General features: G+C 39.9%; 16 protein-coding genes and 1 riboswitch. Of the genes, 4 read left to right on the top strand and 12 right to left on the bottom strand.

Annotated features, from left to right (window positions below; translation table 11 throughout):
- Nucleotides 1–12: 12 nt before the first annotated feature.
- The 3 genes from lepB to BLS24_RS14985 form a co-directional block, all read right to left on the bottom strand.
- Complete coding sequence (gene lepB, locus BLS24_RS14995) at nt 13–594, bottom strand: signal peptidase I (RefSeq protein ID WP_071175559.1); 582 nt, start codon at nt 592–594, stop codon at nt 13–15.
- Nucleotides 595–601: 7 nt separating this feature from the next.
- On the bottom strand, nt 602–1,315 hold the full coding sequence (locus BLS24_RS14990) for a hypothetical protein (RefSeq protein ID WP_091761035.1): 714 nt from the start codon (nt 1,313–1,315) through the stop codon (nt 602–604).
- Nucleotides 1,316–1,584: 269 nt separating this feature from the next.
- Nucleotides 1,585–1,674: riboswitch (cyclic di-GMP riboswitch) on the bottom strand.
- 228 nt (nt 1,675–1,902) lie between these two features.
- A complete protein-coding gene (locus BLS24_RS14985) occupies nt 1,903–3,231 on the bottom strand; it encodes a flagellar hook protein FlgE (RefSeq protein WP_091761032.1) in 1,329 nt (442 codons plus the stop codon).
- A 237-nt stretch (nt 3,232–3,468) separates the two neighbouring features.
- Here BLS24_RS14985 and epsC point away from each other — a divergent pair, with 237 nt between their 5' ends.
- Nucleotides 3,469–4,377, top strand: coding sequence for a serine O-acetyltransferase EpsC (gene epsC, locus BLS24_RS14980; protein ID WP_091761029.1), 909 nt, complete (start codon nt 3,469–3,471; stop codon nt 4,375–4,377).
- 72 nt (nt 4,378–4,449) lie between these two features.
- Here epsC and BLS24_RS14975 read toward each other — a convergent pair whose 3' ends face one another.
- The 6 genes from BLS24_RS14975 to BLS24_RS14950 form a co-directional block, all read right to left on the bottom strand.
- A complete protein-coding gene (locus BLS24_RS14975) occupies nt 4,450–4,782 on the bottom strand; it encodes a hypothetical protein (RefSeq protein WP_091761026.1) in 333 nt (110 codons plus the stop codon).
- An 81-nt stretch (nt 4,783–4,863) separates the two neighbouring features.
- Nucleotides 4,864–5,862, bottom strand: a complete 999-nt coding sequence (locus tag BLS24_RS14970) for a tRNA dihydrouridine synthase (RefSeq protein WP_176764454.1) — start codon at nt 5,860–5,862, stop codon at nt 4,864–4,866.
- Nucleotides 5,863–5,875: 13 nt separating this feature from the next.
- On the bottom strand, nt 5,876–6,703 hold the full coding sequence (locus tag BLS24_RS14965) for an energy-coupling factor transporter transmembrane component T family protein (RefSeq protein WP_091761020.1): 828 nt from the start codon (nt 6,701–6,703) through the stop codon (nt 5,876–5,878).
- A 24-nt stretch (nt 6,704–6,727) separates the two neighbouring features.
- The gene (locus BLS24_RS14960) at nt 6,728–8,434 is read right to left on the bottom strand and encodes an ABC transporter ATP-binding protein (protein WP_091761016.1); all 1,707 of its coding nucleotides are present in this window, start codon (nt 8,432–8,434) and stop codon (nt 6,728–6,730) included.
- Nucleotides 8,435–8,438: 4 nt separating this feature from the next.
- Complete coding sequence (locus tag BLS24_RS14955; RefSeq protein WP_091761013.1) at nt 8,439–8,993, bottom strand: ECF-type riboflavin transporter substrate-binding protein; 555 nt, start codon at nt 8,991–8,993, stop codon at nt 8,439–8,441.
- A gap of 46 nt (nt 8,994–9,039) precedes the next feature.
- On the bottom strand, nt 9,040–10,704 hold the full coding sequence (locus tag BLS24_RS14950) for a GGDEF domain-containing phosphodiesterase (RefSeq protein WP_091761010.1): 1,665 nt from the start codon (nt 10,702–10,704) through the stop codon (nt 9,040–9,042).
- 190 nt (nt 10,705–10,894) lie between these two features.
- Between BLS24_RS14950 and BLS24_RS14945 the strand changes: the two genes are divergently transcribed.
- Nucleotides 10,895–11,548, top strand: a complete 654-nt coding sequence (locus BLS24_RS14945) for a hypothetical protein (RefSeq protein WP_091761007.1) — start codon at nt 10,895–10,897, stop codon at nt 11,546–11,548.
- 942 nt (nt 11,549–12,490) lie between these two features.
- On the opposite strand, the gene BLS24_RS14940 is transcribed toward BLS24_RS14945, so the two are convergent.
- The 3 genes from BLS24_RS14940 to BLS24_RS14930 all read right to left on the bottom strand — a co-directional run bounded on the left by BLS24_RS14940 (nt 12,491) and on the right by BLS24_RS14930 (nt 15,437).
- Nucleotides 12,491–13,399 carry a hypothetical protein gene (locus tag BLS24_RS14940; protein ID WP_091761003.1) on the bottom strand — a complete coding sequence of 303 codons (909 nt, stop codon included), beginning with the start codon at nt 13,397–13,399 and terminating at the stop codon, nt 12,491–12,493.
- Between the two features lie 127 nt (nt 13,400–13,526).
- On the bottom strand, nt 13,527–14,570 hold the full coding sequence (locus BLS24_RS14935; RefSeq protein WP_091761000.1) for a hypothetical protein: 1,044 nt from the start codon (nt 14,568–14,570) through the stop codon (nt 13,527–13,529).
- 297 nt (nt 14,571–14,867) lie between these two features.
- On the bottom strand, nt 14,868–15,437 hold the full coding sequence (locus tag BLS24_RS14930) for an OB-fold protein (RefSeq protein ID WP_091760997.1): 570 nt from the start codon (nt 15,435–15,437) through the stop codon (nt 14,868–14,870).
- Nucleotides 15,438–15,554: 117 nt separating this feature from the next.
- On the opposite strand from BLS24_RS14930, the gene BLS24_RS14925 reads away from it, so the two are divergent.
- Together BLS24_RS14925 and BLS24_RS14920 are read left to right on the top strand one after the other, a co-directional pair.
- Entirely contained in the window at nt 15,555–15,770 is a 216-nt protein-coding gene (locus tag BLS24_RS14925; RefSeq protein WP_091760995.1) for a helix-turn-helix domain-containing protein, read from the top strand.
- Between the two features lie 82 nt (nt 15,771–15,852).
- On the top strand, nt 15,853–16,083 hold a 231-nt coding region (locus tag BLS24_RS14920; RefSeq protein WP_143015195.1), incomplete at its 3' end, for a transposase.

Raw genomic sequence — 16,083 nt, 5'->3', positions numbered from 1 at the left:
GTTTTTACCTCATTACTTAATGGTTCCAAACGAATCAAATGGGAACACTCTAAAAATAACTTTACCTATTAACTGCTCCTTAGTTACGCAGCCTACAACGCTTGATCTTGAATCAATCGATGCACTTCTGTGATCCCCAAGAACAAAGTACCTGTTTTCTGGAACCTGATAAGGAAATGAAATATCTGTAGGTTCCAAGCTCTTTTCTGATGCATAAGGTTCATCAAGAGCTATTCCATTTACTGTCACATTACCATCGCTGTCGATATTGATCTTGTCTCCAGGTGATCCAAGCACCCTTTTGACCAAAACCTTATTATTATAATAGAAAGCTATCAGTTCACCAGGTTCAAATGATGAACTATTTTGAGCTATTACAATCTGTCCAGTTTCCAAAGTTGGAGTCATGCTGTCTCCGGTAACTTTAAGTACTGTGATAAAAAAGCTGGAAACTAAAACTGCAAAGGCTGCCACAACAACCACTACTATCAGCGTATTTCTGAGAACTCTACGATATTCTTTTTTGTTGTTCTCTCTCTTGAGCTCTTTTTTTAGCTGTTCAAGAGTTGGCTTTTCAAATTCCTTTTCACCCATCAGTTTCTTATTCCGTTTCCTTCTTGGTGGTCCTACGCTTTCTTACCGCCTTAGGTTTTTCTTCTGTATCTTCTTCGGATTCTTTTGCCTTTTTAGTTGCTGCTTTTCTAGTCGTAGCCTTTTTAGCTGTAGTCTTTGTTGTCTTCTTTTCTTTGACGTCAGTTTCTTCTACTTCAGCCTTAGGCTCTTCTGTCTCCATCTTTTCATCTGGTAAAGTGCCTGCCTGAAGCTTAGCTCTTGTTTCCTGAATCTCCTGCATTAACTGCTGGTATTCTTTCTGTGCACTCTTTTTGAGTGTCTCAAGATAAAGATCTGCTGCCTTCTGAGCTGACTCCATGATACCGCCAAGTTTTATAGAAGCTTCTGCAAGTGATTGTGAGTTTTCAATCTTCATAAGTGCATCATCAACTTGCTGCTGCATTTCTTCTTTTTCTCTAGTAAGTCTCGCCTTAAGTCCTGCGATATCCTTGTCAAATTTGGCTTTCTGTTCAGCTTTCTGTTCGCCAAACTTTGCTCTCATCTGAGCTTTTTCTTCATCAAAGGCTGCTAGCATTCTGGCTCTTTCTTCGGCCATCTCATGTTGCATCTGAGCCTTTTCTCTTTCAAGTTCTTCCTTGTATAACCTTTCGTGTTCCTTGGCAGCTTCAGCCTCTTCGGAGTATTGAATCATCATCTCCAATAGCTCTGCTCTTGAAAGCTTCTTTAAATTGATCTCAGCCATAATACCTCACCTAAACTCCAGTTAATCGATTTCGTGACATAAAAATAAGGTATTTCGCAATGCCCCTGCAAAATACCTCACCAAAAACAATCGAAACGAAAGGCATTTGCAAAGCTGAATTATCCAACTGCTAAAAAATAACTCTCCTTGTACTCGAAAGCACCACCTGTGCTCCCCGTTCATCCTTGAACTCTCGCGTACGTATTTTTGCAAATAAAAAGACCGACTGCGTGTCACAGCTCGGCCATCTTATGATGCCACGAACTGGCACCAGCAGCTGGCTATCTGTCACATACCTATGTGAGTGAGACCCTCTAGCTTTGCGTCACCGTCTTTCAACGGCTTTGCCTTTCAATACTACTCAGTTTCTTTGTAATGTTCATTTAAGTAATACATGAAGTTGTCTTTTATGTAAATGAATATAAACCATCCCTAAAATAAAATCAACATTTTTTTCATAAATTTTTCACAGTTTCTTCACGAAAAATAGCCGGGACTTAGTCCCGGCCTGAATGAATTAAATTTTCAAAAAAGTCAAAAAATTAGCTCAGTTTCCATTTTGTATATGAAAAATCGTTATTTTTTAATTATCTTTTTAATCCTCTGAGAACCTGTAACATCTCATCAGATGTAGTGATAACTTTGCTGTTTGCCTGGAAACCACGCTGTGTAGTGATCATGTCAGTAAACTCTTTTGCAAGATCTACGTTACTGGATTCAAGTACTCCAGATGACATGTAACCACCATCCTCTGTGATATCCATATAGATTGGGTTTCCTGAATTGAGTGAAGCTGAGTAAAGATTATCTCCAACCTTCTCAAGTCCCATAGCGTTATTGAACTCTGCTACTACGATATGACCTTTTTTGATGGTCTGACCATTTGAATACTTACCGTATATAGAACCATCTGTACCAAATGAGATTCCAGTAAGTACGCCGTTTGCAAAGCCCTGATTAAGTCCCTTAACATCTCCCTTATAGCCATACATTGTAGATGAGTGAGTTGCTGATGATCCTGCATAGTTTGTTACGTATGAGAGATCAAGATTAAGAGCTCCAACTACGCCACCTTCTGTTGATGCTGTGAAATTAACTGATGTAGGTGAGATCAGTGTTCCATCATGTTTATCAAAGAGAAGATCCCATGATTCCTGATCTCCTGTGCTAACTGTATTTCCCTTAGTATCAAGCACAGACTCTACTGAAAGCTTGTATGTATTGTCTTCAGAATCGCCGGCATCTGTAAGTTTGAACTTGATAGTATAGTTCTTGCCGTCTGTACCAAAGACTTCTATTCTCATTGTCTTTCCTTCTTTGAGCGAAGGATCGAACTTATCAATATTTCCCTTAAAATAGCCAGCACTTGTTGCCTGACCTGGAAGATAATCTACAGAATCCATCTGACCATCTTCGTTATAGTCGATGTTGGTCCTATTTATGACATTTAAAGGAGCCTGAACCGTTCCGCCAACTTGGCCTTCTCCCATCTGTCCCATTACGTAGTAACCGTTGTTCTGTGTAACAAGGTTACCATCTGCATCTATTGTAAAAGAACCATCTCTAGTAAAGTTTACGATTCCTTCTCTGACATCAGGTGTAACGCAGAAGAATGAATCACCTGTGATCATGAGGTCCATTACGTTACCTGTTGTCTGCATTGATCCAGACTTTGTAACGTTGGTATAGATTGAACTAACCTTAGAGCCAAGACCTACCTGAGATACATTTGTTGTTGCTGTGTTGTCACCTGCGCCTGTTCCATTTTTTACAGTCTGATATAAGACATCAGCGAAACCTGTTGCCTGTGATTTATAAGAAGTTGTATTAACATTGGCAATGTTATTACCAATTACATCCATTTCAAGCTGGTGAGTTTTAAGACCGGCAACGCCAGACCACAATGATCTCATCATAGAGCACTTCCTCCAAAAATTATCACTATCGCACGTCCTTGTTCTCTGTGATAAGCGGCAGTCCTTTGCCAAAAGAATACAATGATATTACTTGTCATATCATTTATCGGTCGCACCTTAAGATTTATTTAGTGTTTTTTGAAAAAAAATTTCTTTATTACTTTAAACATACGAATTCTTTATATATAATGGGAGTCAGAAGTTCCTATATTCAAGGAAAAATGGAGATAACGCCTTATGGACTTTAATACAGATAACAGTAAAGATACTTTAAAAGATGAGATCAAAAGTATTGTTGACCTGATCCTTACCGACTATGAAAATGGCAGAGACATAGATCAGATGGACGTCTACAATCAGCCAGACAGAGATGCGGTAAAAGATATTGTGATAAAACTTATCCGTATCATCTACCCTGGATACTACAGAGACAAGGTCTACAAAAGTTACAATGACAACAACAGGATCGCTGTTGTTATCGAAGATGTCATCTACAATATGCAAAAACAGATATCAATAGCATTCCACCACAGTCCTGATTACAAAAATGCTACTGATGAGACTTTAGATTGTGGCGCAAGATGCATCACTCACGAATTCTTTAAGCAGCTTCCCAAGATCCGTGAGTATTTGGATACAGACCTTCAGGCTTGCTATGATGGAGACCCTGCAGCATACAGCAAAGGAGAGATCATCCTTTCTTATCCAGGTCTCTTGGCAACAACAATTAATAGGATCGCACACGAGCTCTATCTCCTGAAGGTGCCGCTTATTCCTAGAATGATGACTGAGTACGCACATTCCAAGACTGGAATTGATATTCACCCAGGTGCTACTATTGGCAAGTACTTCATGATAGACCATGGTACAGGCATTGTAATCGGTGAGACTTCTATTATCGGAGAACACGTCAAGATCTATCAGGGCGTTACTATTGGTGGCCTTTCAACTCGCGGAGGTCAAGCTCTTAAAGGCGTTAAGAGACATCCTACTATCGAAGACAACGTTACCATCTATTCTGGTGCATCAATTCTTGGTGGTGAAACAGTTATCGGCGCAGACACAGTTATTGGCGCTAACGCATTCATCACATCATCTGTTGAACCTGGAAGCCGTATCAGCATGAAGAATCCTTGCGACAAGTAAATAATTATAATAACAAATAAGAGCACCTGCATTAGCAGATGCTCTTTTATATACTTCTCATATTTCACATGATCACTGTGCAGATGTTTCTGATGTTGCTTCTACAGACTCAGATACTGATGCTTCTGATGTTGCCTCAGCTGCTGTTGTGGCAGATGCCTCAGAAGATGCCTCAGCTGCTGTATCAACAGATGCTTCAGAAGATGCTGCTATTGCCGCATCGACAGTCTCTGGTGTAGCCCCATTCTTTTTCCAGATCGCATTACCTGCAATTGCTGCGATAACTGCAACTACGATAAGTGCACAAACAACCTTTGCAATCTTTCTTCTGATCTTCTGCTTGGCAAGTCTCTGCTTTCTGCCAGCTTTCTCTTTTTTGTATGCATCAATCTTTTCCTGACTCATACCTCTTTCCTCGCTCCTGTTCATATATTTATGCCATACCACATAGAACTGAACATAGAAAATTTTAATACACAAGGTCCATTATGTAAACTCACAGCTAGAAAAAATATTATTGACTGCAGCTAGGTATTCTCCTTTGCTACGAGCCTTGCGAATAGCCTTAAGCTGCTTATCACAATCCTTAAAGTGAACATGCAAAAATGCCCAGTGTTCAAGCATCTTAAAGATCACGTTTCTCTCTTCAGGAATATAACCTTCATATCCAGCGTACAGCTTGTCCAAATAATCTTTTAACTCCTTAGCGCCAAGAGGTTCTCCTCCACAAATTTCTCTAACAAGAGCAGGGTTTTCCACAAGACCTCTGCCTATCATGTAGGAAATATCCACATCAGGTAGTTCTTTATCCAGATACTCTTTTATCCTGGTATAATCTGAAACTGTAGAAATACTACCATTGTAGCAGATATCAGCCTTACCACCATTTTCTCTGTAGATCCTGACCGCCTGACAAAATGTATCAAGTCTTGGCTCACCTTTATAAAAGTCGCTTCTAACTCTTGCATGAATAGTTAGTTCACTTGCTGGGTAAGAAGCCAAAACCTCCATAAGTCTTGGTGTTTCAGATACATCCATAAGTCCAAGTCTTGTCTTTAGCGATACCTTAAATCCTAGATTTTCTTTATCTACAGTATCAAAGATATCATAGAGCATCCTGTCCAAAATATCAGGATCTTCTAAAAGTCCTGAGCCTTTATGTCTGTTAACAACAGTAGCTGCAGGACAGCCCATATTTAGGTTTACCTCGTTGTACCCAAGAGCGCTTATCTTCTTGGCAGCCCAAATAAAGATTTCTGCCTGATTGGCCATGAGCTGAGGCACTATCTCATTTGATACATCACAAAAAGACGTGCTGTACTCAGGAAGCACGTCTCTTTGTTCACGTTTTTTGAAATGATAATTCTTGGCAGCTGTAAGAAATGGTGTGAAATACTTGTCCATTTCTTGGCCAAACTTGTCTTTATGAATATTTCGAAGAGGATAAAGAGTTATACCCTCCATAGGCGCATAATAAAAAGCCATGTTACTCCTAAACTTAAATAAATGGATTGTAGAAACGGTTTCCATCATGGAAAGTGATGATCATAGTGACTACAAAGAAAACTATAACTAATGCGATCACAGCATAATCAGATGCCATGAGCTTTCTACGTGAATACCAGCTTCTCTTTTTCTTTTTGCCAAAGCCTCTAAGCTCCATGGCATTGCTGACAACGTCGATCCTCTCCATAGTTGAGAAAAGAAGTGGGAAGATGATAACAGCTGTATTCTTGATCCTAGATAACATCTTGCCCTTGGAACTCATCTCAATACCTCTTGCCTCCTGAGCATTTCTGATCCTGTGGAACTCATCCTGAACGTCAGGAATATATCTAAGAGCAATCTCAAGAGAATATGCGATCATATATGGAACACCAACTCCGTTAAGAGATGATGCCAGCTCACTTGGATCAGTAGTAACAAGGAAGATGAACACAGCAGGTATTACTGTGAAGTACTTGATAAATACATTGAACTCGTAAAAGAGCTGTTCCTTGGTAAGTGTATATGGTCCAAAGAGGTGAGCTATCTCATGCCTTGTACCATATATCTCGCATCCCTGATATGGCGCAAAGAAAAAGATACAGGTGAGATTTATCACCATGAAGAACATGATGGCTATAAATACGCCGCTTACCTGCTTCCACTTAGTGCCTGAAACAACATATATGATACCACCTAGCAGGATCATCAAAAGAAGTATTCTGGTGTCAAAAGTAAGTGCACTTGTAAGACACCAAATCAAGAAGAACACAAGCTTGGTAAAGCCGCTAAGCTTATGTATAGGCGTATCCTTTTTTTCGTATGAAATCATTCTACTCATAAAACAAAACCAATCTATAAATAATTATTTGGATTTCTCACTGTCAATAAAGCGCGCCACAAATTCTCCAGCATCGCTGATATCACATTTCTGTGCTAGATCATAAAGAGATGTTCTCTTAAGATACGCTCTGTCGCAAACCTCGTCATTGGTAAGGACTTCTTCTGGAGCAGCATCCATAAGGAGCTGACCATCTGTAAGTACCAGGGCTCTGTCTGTATACTCCAGCATCAGATGCATATCGTGAGTGATCATCATAATAGTGATCCCAAGCTTTTCTTTTAACTCATGTAAAAATTCCATGATCTCAGTATAGTGTTCATAGTCCTGACCAGCAGTAGGCTCATCAAGGATAATGAGCTGTGGGTCAAGCACAAGTATTGAAGCAATAGATACTCTCTTTTTCTGTCCAAAAGAAAGAGCCGATACAGGCCAGTTTCTAAATGGGTAAAGACCACAGATCTTAAGGATCTCATTTACCTTTTCCTTGACCTGATCTTCTGGAACACCGCGTACTGTAAGTCCCAAAGCCACTTCATCATAGATCATAGGCTTGGAGATCATCTGGTTTGGACTCTGGAGGCAATAGCCTATCTTCTCTCCTCTTTCCTTGATGGAATACTTGGAGAGATCCTCGCCTTCAAAATAAATATGGCCTTCATCAGGATCAACAAATCCGCAGATAAGAGAAGCAAGTGTTGATTTACCGGCACCATTTTTGCCCACAAGAGAAACCATCTCACCTCGCTTTATCTCAAAGCTGACATCATTTATGATGGTCCTTGCTTGGTCATATCTAAACTTAAGTCCATCTACTTTCAAAAGCACATCAGAAGTAGTCTCTTTTCTGTCCATAGAAATGCTGTGGAACCAATCTTTGACTGTCTTCTTGTATGGCTCAATATTCATAGTCTCAATATGCTGAGGATGGTCAGCTGGATTGATCTTGGCTCCTGCTGCCTTCAGTGCTGCCACGTACAATGGCTCTCTGATACCATTCTCCAGCAAAAGATCTGATGAAAGGAGTTCATCTGGATGCATGTCCGCAACTATCTGTCCATCTCCCATCAGTATTACTCTGTCTATATCCTTGTAGAGTACATCCTCAAGTCTGTGCTCGATGATGATAACAGTTAGATCTTCCTGCTTAAGAATATCGTCAATAAGTGCGATAGTTCTTTTACCAGTGGCTGGATCAAGGTTTGCAAGTGGTTCATCAAAAAGCAAAACCTTAACATCACATGCCATAACGCCGCCAAGGGATACTCTCTGCTTCTGACCGCCGGAAAGAGCTCCTGGGGCATTTCCTAAAAAGTTTGTTAGTTCTAGTTGCTGCGCTACATCTGCTACCTTTTCAAACATCTGCTCCTGAGGCATGTTGTCATTTTCAAGGGCAAATGCTATATCCTCTGCAACGCTTAGGGCAATAAACTGTCCATCTGTGTCCTGAAGAACAGTTCCAACAATTTGGGACATGCCAAAAACTCCGAGCTTCTTGGGCTCCTGCCCATCAACTCGGAGTGTTCCGCTCATATCCCCTGCATAAGAACAAGGGATAAGAGCGTTTAAGCAATGTGCCAATGTGGATTTACCTGAACCAGACTGTCCTGCGATCAGGATCTTCTCGCCTGGGTAAATTTTAAGATTGATATTTTTCAGCGTAGGTTCCTGCTGGGACCTATACTTGAATGTAACGTCTGAAAACTCAATGATTGGGGCACTACTAACCAACCTATTAATCCTCCGCCTTCAGATCAGATGATTTTCCAGCTACCTTTGAGTAAACTGTAAGAAGAATTGATCCGAGAATACCAATTATAACGATATTGCAAACGAATGCAACTGCACCCTGTGCAAATACCTTGTTAGCTGGCTCTGAATATACGAGAATATCAAGAACTGGAGCTACAACGATCCAAGCTACTGCATTAGCAACAACCTGAATGATATTGAAAAGAACACAGCTCTTTGTGTTGAAGCCACCTTCCTTAACAGCATACTTAGCTGCAAAGAAACCAATAGCAATTCCTACAACACCTTCTGGGAATACCCAGCTCCACCATACTCCGCCATAAAAGAGAGCATCGCCAAGTGCGTGACCAAGAAGACCAACTACACCACCAACGATAGGACCAAATACAGCTGCGAAGAATGCAAGAACTGCCATTCTAGGCTGAAGAGATGTGTTAGGAACGAAAAAAACAGGAATCTGAACGTTTGTAAGCACTACAAACAGGGCAGTTCCTATACCCATAGCAACAACTTCTTTAATCCCAAACTTTTTATCCATCACTTTTCCTCCACGTGAATATAATGTTAGCAACGTACTTATAGTACTATCTTTTATATTTCTTTTCAAACATTTCTACAGGCATTGGCTCATCAAAATAAAAGCCCTGGAACATCTCGCACCCCATCCCTATAAGCTTCTCAAATTGTTCCTTTGTCTCTACACCTTCTGTGATGACTCCCATACCTAGCTCGTAGGCCATATCTATGGTGTACCTTAGGATGACCATTGCCCTCTCATGGTTGTCAGTCCTTCTAAGGAATCCCATATCGATCTTGAGAACATCTGCATTTATATCTTTTAACATATTAAGAGATGAGTATCCACTTCCGAAGTCATCAATCTCAACTATAAAGCCGCTTTGCCTAAGATCTGCAATAAGCTTTGCGCATTTGTTAACATCAGATGTTACAGCTGTCTCTGTAAGCTCAATGTTAAGATGCATTGGATCTATCTTGTATTTCTCAATGAGACTTGTAAATTCTTTTTGAATATCCAGATAATAAAGGTCCTTGGGAGAGACATTAACTGAAAGAGACATCTTACTCCACTCCGTGTCCTTCCAAGCCGCGAGCTGTCTTGCTGCAAGCTCCCATACATACTTATCAAGCTTATAGATAAGGTCTGCCTTTTCTAAAACCTTGATAAAGACTTCTGGCTCTATTACGCCATTTTCTGGATGAAGCCATCTGGCAAGAGCCTCTGCTCCATACACTTCACCATTTGATCGTATCTGAGGCTGCAAGTATATTCCAAACTGCTGATTGAACAGAGCAAAATCAAAGCTTGAAAGAATCTCTTTTTCCAAAAGAGCATTAACAAGCATATCATCGCTATACCACGCTATCTCGCAGGCGTTATCTCTTTTGATAGATTTACATGCCATATAGGCTCTGTCACACATAAAAGAGATATCCATTTGTGGATCCACGATCTCATAGATACCAATCTGGATGTGAATAGAATAAGATGTACTGATGATTCGCCCAGCTAGTTCGTTTACAGCCAGCGAAAAGTCTTTTTCATTGAAGCGATCCTTTGGCATCACAAGTGCAAAGTGATCTCCATTGATCCTGCCATATACGTCATCGTCCATAACTCTCTGAGCCAGTAGTTCTCCAATGTGAACCAAAATGGCATTTCCTTTTTCAAGGCCAAAGAGCTGATTAATGAGCTTAAAATCCTTGATATTGGAATAGATCATAAGGTAATCCGTGTCAGGATTTGCATTAAGGAGCTTCCTTGTCTCCTGGAAAAAGCCCTCTTTGTTGTAAAGATGAGTAAGCTCATCATGAGTGAGTCTGTACTGTTCGCCCATTCCATTTTCTACAACATCAGAAAGATTCTGAATAATATAAACGTGTCCAGCAGGTATACTCTCTTCATCTAAAAGCTGACGGTATCTAACTCTAAAGAGTCTCTCTTTGTCATCAACTTTGTAGATCCTACTCCAGGTAGGAGTATCCCAGGCAACACCTATTTCCTTCATCCAATTCAAAAAGCTCTCATAGAGAATATCAAGATTGTCTTCTGAATGTAGCATGGAAAATGCGCGTTTATTGGCATAGACACAGTGTTTGTCCTGAGTCAGAATGATAAGCCCATTGTCTTCATACTGGGCCCCATAATTGACGAGGCGTAAGATCTTCTCTGCCTCCACCTCTCGATTGTAATAATAAGCGTTTTTACCAAAGATAAAGTCGGGATTCATGTTGTATTCCTATTTTCTAGTCTATTGGTTACGTTATACTACCACACTAATCTTATTGTACACTAAAACACTAAATTATAAAAAGAAAACTTATCTTTTCTTTACACTTTTTTTAGCAAAGAAAATGAGCTTTTATAGTATCATTAATTTACAATAAAAAGCGTCTTTTTCAGTATTTTCGGGAGGTTTCATGCACGAATCCACTCAGATCTCACGTGGTGAAGGTACCGTTACTGTAATCTTCAACACCGCCAGCACAACCGAAGTTTCTCCTCCAGCCGTACGAGCTGGTGACTATAAACAATTAGTTGACTCCTGTTTCACACCAAAAGAACTTACTTACATCGATGAAGGCTTAAACGCAGAAGTCAGCTTTACTTTCGTTATGTCTGATGAGATTCCATCCTCTGAAGTTTCTTCACAATTTGAAGTTGCAATTGCAAATATTGAAAAAGAAATTGGAAAAGTAAATGAAGGAGTATACTTCGACGCCCGTTCCACCAAGGCTATCGGCGACTCAGACAGTAGCGTTGACTTGTTAAAAGAACCAGTGGAGTTCCAGTTTGATGTTCCATTATATCTTAGAAAAGAAAACAGAGAGTACTACGTACTTACCAATAACAAAGGAGTTTGCACACTCCTAAATGACCTGGATAAAGAAACTGACATGATCACCATCAAGGCAGATTCCATTACAGATTGCCTTATCCTCTACCAGGACAATGTTCCCAAAGCTGAATCAACTTCCAAGTTCCAGATAACTTCATCCCACCTCTTTATAGTATCGATCTTGATACTAGTGGGTATGTGGTTCTTCGTGGATAGAGTTCATAGTAGGATATAAAAATAGCCGCTCAATGAGCGGCTTGAATTTTGCTTGTATAGTCGGAGTGACGTGATTCGAACACGATTGAAATTTCTCAAAGTCCGCATGGAAAGGAGGTTTGACAACACCGACTGACCTCTTGGTCAAACATTAGGTCAAACAATTTTTCTTTCTCAGATACAGTATACGAAATAGTATAACTCCATATCTTCGATACCGATTTAAGTTTACAAGCCTATGATTACTGCTATAATTATGCTATTGGTGCTACCTAAACGGTCGCGGTTAGTCCTCTATCAGGGAGTACAAGCCCTGTTAATATAGAAACTCGCAAGAGAATACCTATAGGAGGAACCTGCCCTATGATAACCATGGAAGGCTTGATTGCAGTACTTGCGCTTTGCGCAACATTCTTCGGTCTCGGCTATTCCATAGGTCGGAATAGCAAGCATTAAAATAACCGCCCAGCCTGCAAACTAGCGGTTATTTTAATAATCGTATAATTTCGGACTAGCCGTTGCTGTACGGGTAGTACCTTTTTGTATCTTTAATATAGCATTAATGCCGTCTTGTGTCAATTTTCATAGTATTTTTCTACTTGTTGTAAACATTAAAATATTCTCTACTAGAAAAAATGACCCGACGTGGTCCGCATCATGACGAGAGGCGTGTCGGGTTCTGTTAGAGATATTATATTAACACCCCACACAGTAGTCAATACATTTAGATAAGAGTTTTCTGCTGGTTGTCAGCCTTAGCACCCAGTTAAGATGCCTTAAAGGTGCAGAAATAATTAAGTCCCCTGCCTGGACTACAACGTTTATCCCCGTTGCCGGGCTCGATACCTGCAAATGGTATCTTATGAGATGGAATAATTACCCTGCTCCATCCGCAGCACAACTTTTTACGATGCTCTTACATCGGAAACATCTCTATTTCTGTCTTCATTATATCATTTATCTATCCCCACTTATCTGCATATTCAACAAGCTTAAGAAAATCGCTTATATCTTTAGATATCACATCATCCACGTTAGCCTTGAGCACATCTGGATATTGTGCATTATAAGCAGGTCTCATCAACTCATCATATGAGGCTTTTAATTTGTTTACCGCCTCTTTGTCTGAAAAATCTGTATTTCTGATGTTGTCACGAATGTTAGCAACAAGCTCCTGATTTGTTGCTATATCTGTGCTTGCAAACTCATTAGATGATTTTCTAACTTCATTTGGCACATGAACCTCAATGCCGAAGTACTTTCCGGATGCTGAATCATCATTAGTCTTGGTTTGCTTATTTGCCAGTAGCCGCTCTTGCGTTCTGATCAGGTTATTATTATAGTCTTTCATGGCAATGCTAATAGCTTTTGCCTGATCTTCATTAAAGCCATTGGAAGCATATTTATCAACAACCTTCTGCGCTACTTCCATCTTTGCATAATCTCTGTAACTTAGATATCCATTCTTTAACTGACTTCCGACACCTGTTATCAAATCTCTTGCTGCAGATAACTCCTCATCATTAAATGAAGCTCCGCCAATTTTATATACACCCTCTGCATTTTTGCTTACCGGTATGTCTTTTTCATATAACGCGCTGACAGCATGATTATTCCAAGAATCTCTTACTTTTTCCAATTCTTCAGCACCTAAAGCAGAAATAGACAAGGTAGCTGCCGTATCTGAGAAAGCATTATTTATTTTAGATTTATCACTTAATTTCTCGGCAACGGCGTTCTGTAATCCATTGCTCTCATCTTTATTCACAGACTTTGCCTGTATCTCGTCACGCTGCAACTTTGCAGCATATATATCCTGACTAATATCTTTTACCTGTCTGTTCACTGAAGTAATATTGATTCCTGCCATAATCATCTACCTCCTTGTACATGATTTGTGAATATCACAAGGGTTTCTCTTTTTCCTTTCGGCATCAATCCTTTATCAGATAATACTAATGTCACCAATAGCATCATCTATGTCATGAATAGCCTTCTTATATCTGACTGTCAACAGCGCTGCCCTTAACATCATTTGAAAGTAAGCTCAGCTTATTGAGGATATTTGTAATTTCAGAATTAACAGCATTCTGCGTATCCTCCATAGATGCACTCTCAGAAATAATAGTTCTCTGGGCATCCTCTGCTCCCATGCTGTCAGCTTCTGCACGTTCTCTTCTTGCAATAGCCCTTTTGGTATCAGCACTGGTTCTCTGGCTCTCTGCAGCGTGTTCCTTGATATTCTCTATCATTTCCTGCTGCATAGCTTCTTTTTCGAGTTTCTTTGCTTCTTCCTTCTTCTCTTCTTTCTTCTTTTCGGCAGCTTCTTTGGCTTCTTCCTCGCGTTCCTTCTGCTCTTCGTCTACATGCTCAACCGCTTCCTGTGTCAAAAGAGCTATAGCCTCTTCGCCCGCTGCTTCCATAATATCTTCAGCTTCATCCTGAGCTTTCATCATATCCTGTGACTTAGCTCGTTCTCTTTTCATATCTGCATAGCCCTGAACATTTCCCATCTGCTGAGCTTTTGCCCTGTCTATATCAAGTGAATTCTGCTGATTCTTCGCAACATAGTATAAAGCCTGCTGCTGATACTCTGACATTTTGCTTTTTTCTTCATCAGATAAGCCATCCTTGGAATTATTCATCTTAAACGCAAGTTTTGAAAGCTCATTATTCTCTTCACTGTCCGGATCGATTCCATATGCTTCCTGGAGTTCTTTTAACCTGGCGTCATTCTCCAGTGTGTCCGCAGTCTTCTCGTTGATCTCGTCCTGAAGGCGCTTTATCTCATCTTTAATAGACTGCATCTGGGCATCCAGCTTCTTTTCTCCGCCAAATGCATCTGACACAACCTTAAGTGCCTGCTTTCTTGCAAGGCCCTGCCTCTGCTGAACAAGACTTTCACCCTTCAGATTGGCACCTGATACTGAGGGCAAATTGCCGCTCTTATGTGCAGTCTTCCCTGCCCCAGTGGTCGACTGAGCATTATTCTGATTTGGGAAAGAATTTATTTGAACATCCGTGTTCTGTTGTATCCTCATAAAGCACCTCCACTTATGGCAAAACTGATACAATCTTGTATTAGGCATAATTATGGTTGTCTATATATATATCGGCAAAAATGATTCTTTATTAAAGCCTGACTAGCTCACTTTTTTTATCAATATTTGACGGCAGAATTGATGACAGCACATCTGAATAATTTCCAGATAACTTCATCCCACCTCTTTATAGTAACGATCTTCATCCTAGTGGGCATGTGGTTCTTCGTGGATAGGGTGCATAGTAGGATATAAAAAAGGCGAGGAAATTCTTTCCTCGCCTTTAGCTTCTTATGATCAATCTATCTCTGCAATATCAAGATAATATCCCAGAACTTCTCCGACATCAGTACATTTTCCTCTAAGTGTGACTGTATCGCCAATACTCATTTCCATTACTTTGTTCTTTTGATCATCATTCTTAATGTAGCAGGTAACTCCAAGAATTGCCCACTCATCATCAGCCTTTGTCAGTGATATATACTTTCCATCACTGTCAACAACATTAAGTCTTCCAGTGATTTCAATATACTGGCCTTTATATTTATTTTGTGCTTTCATAGCATTTCCATCTAGGTCATCCATCATCTCTGTTACGTCATAATGTGTGTATTCAATTTTCTCCTCAACCTTTTCTGTATTAGTAGTTCCCGAAGATGATCCACCACTATTGGATGACTTGCTTCCACCACCGGCACTTCCAATTATGCCAAGAACTATAAGCACACAAAGTATTATAAACCAAGGGCGCTTAAAGAAAGGTGGTTTATTCTTTCCACCACAGTTAGGACATACCTTTGCACTTTTCGCCATCATCTGTCCGCAATGCTTACATGGCTTTAAGTTTGGATTCTGATTGTCTGCCATAGTCACCTCCATAGAATAATATGTTCGAAATATCGAATATATTTTATTATATTCGTTCTATCGAAGATATTCAACAAACGCAAGATATTTTACCCTTTTTTAAGAGGGATTTAATATATGATCGATTATTCACCATTTTGGGAAACCTTAAAGAGGACAGGCGAGAACTGGTACACACTCACAAACAAGCACAACCTCTCGCACAGTACACTTCATAGATTAAAGCACAATAAAGACATCTCCACTCGTACAATTAATGACTTATGTTCTATACTGAATTGCCGAGTAGAAGATATAGTCCGCTACATTCCAGATGTTTCAGACAAGCAATAAAGAAGCTAAGTTATTGAAAATGATATGATTCCCCTAAAGTAGACAATGGAAATAACCAAAGTCTCCTTTAGGGGGATTTTTTATGGCTAAAAGGAAACATTCCGTAGAATGGATGATTGATAGAGTAAATGAATACCTTAGCGGAATGGGCTCATATGATTCAATTGCCCATGCTAACGATATAGCTCAAGCCACACTTATAAGATGGGTGGCTGCTTACCGTAATTATGGAGCAGACGCATTTACTAAAGGGGCTGGAAACAAGCGGTATAGCAAAGATTTTAAAACATCTTGTGTAGATACAGTTATAAAA

The sequence above is a fragment of the Butyrivibrio sp. INlla18 genome, assembly GCF_900103635.1.
Lineage (GTDB): Bacteria > Bacillota > Clostridia > Lachnospirales > Lachnospiraceae > Butyrivibrio.
The sequence above is the reverse complement of the archived record's forward strand: the minus strand, read 5'-3'. Positions and strand labels throughout refer to the sequence as shown.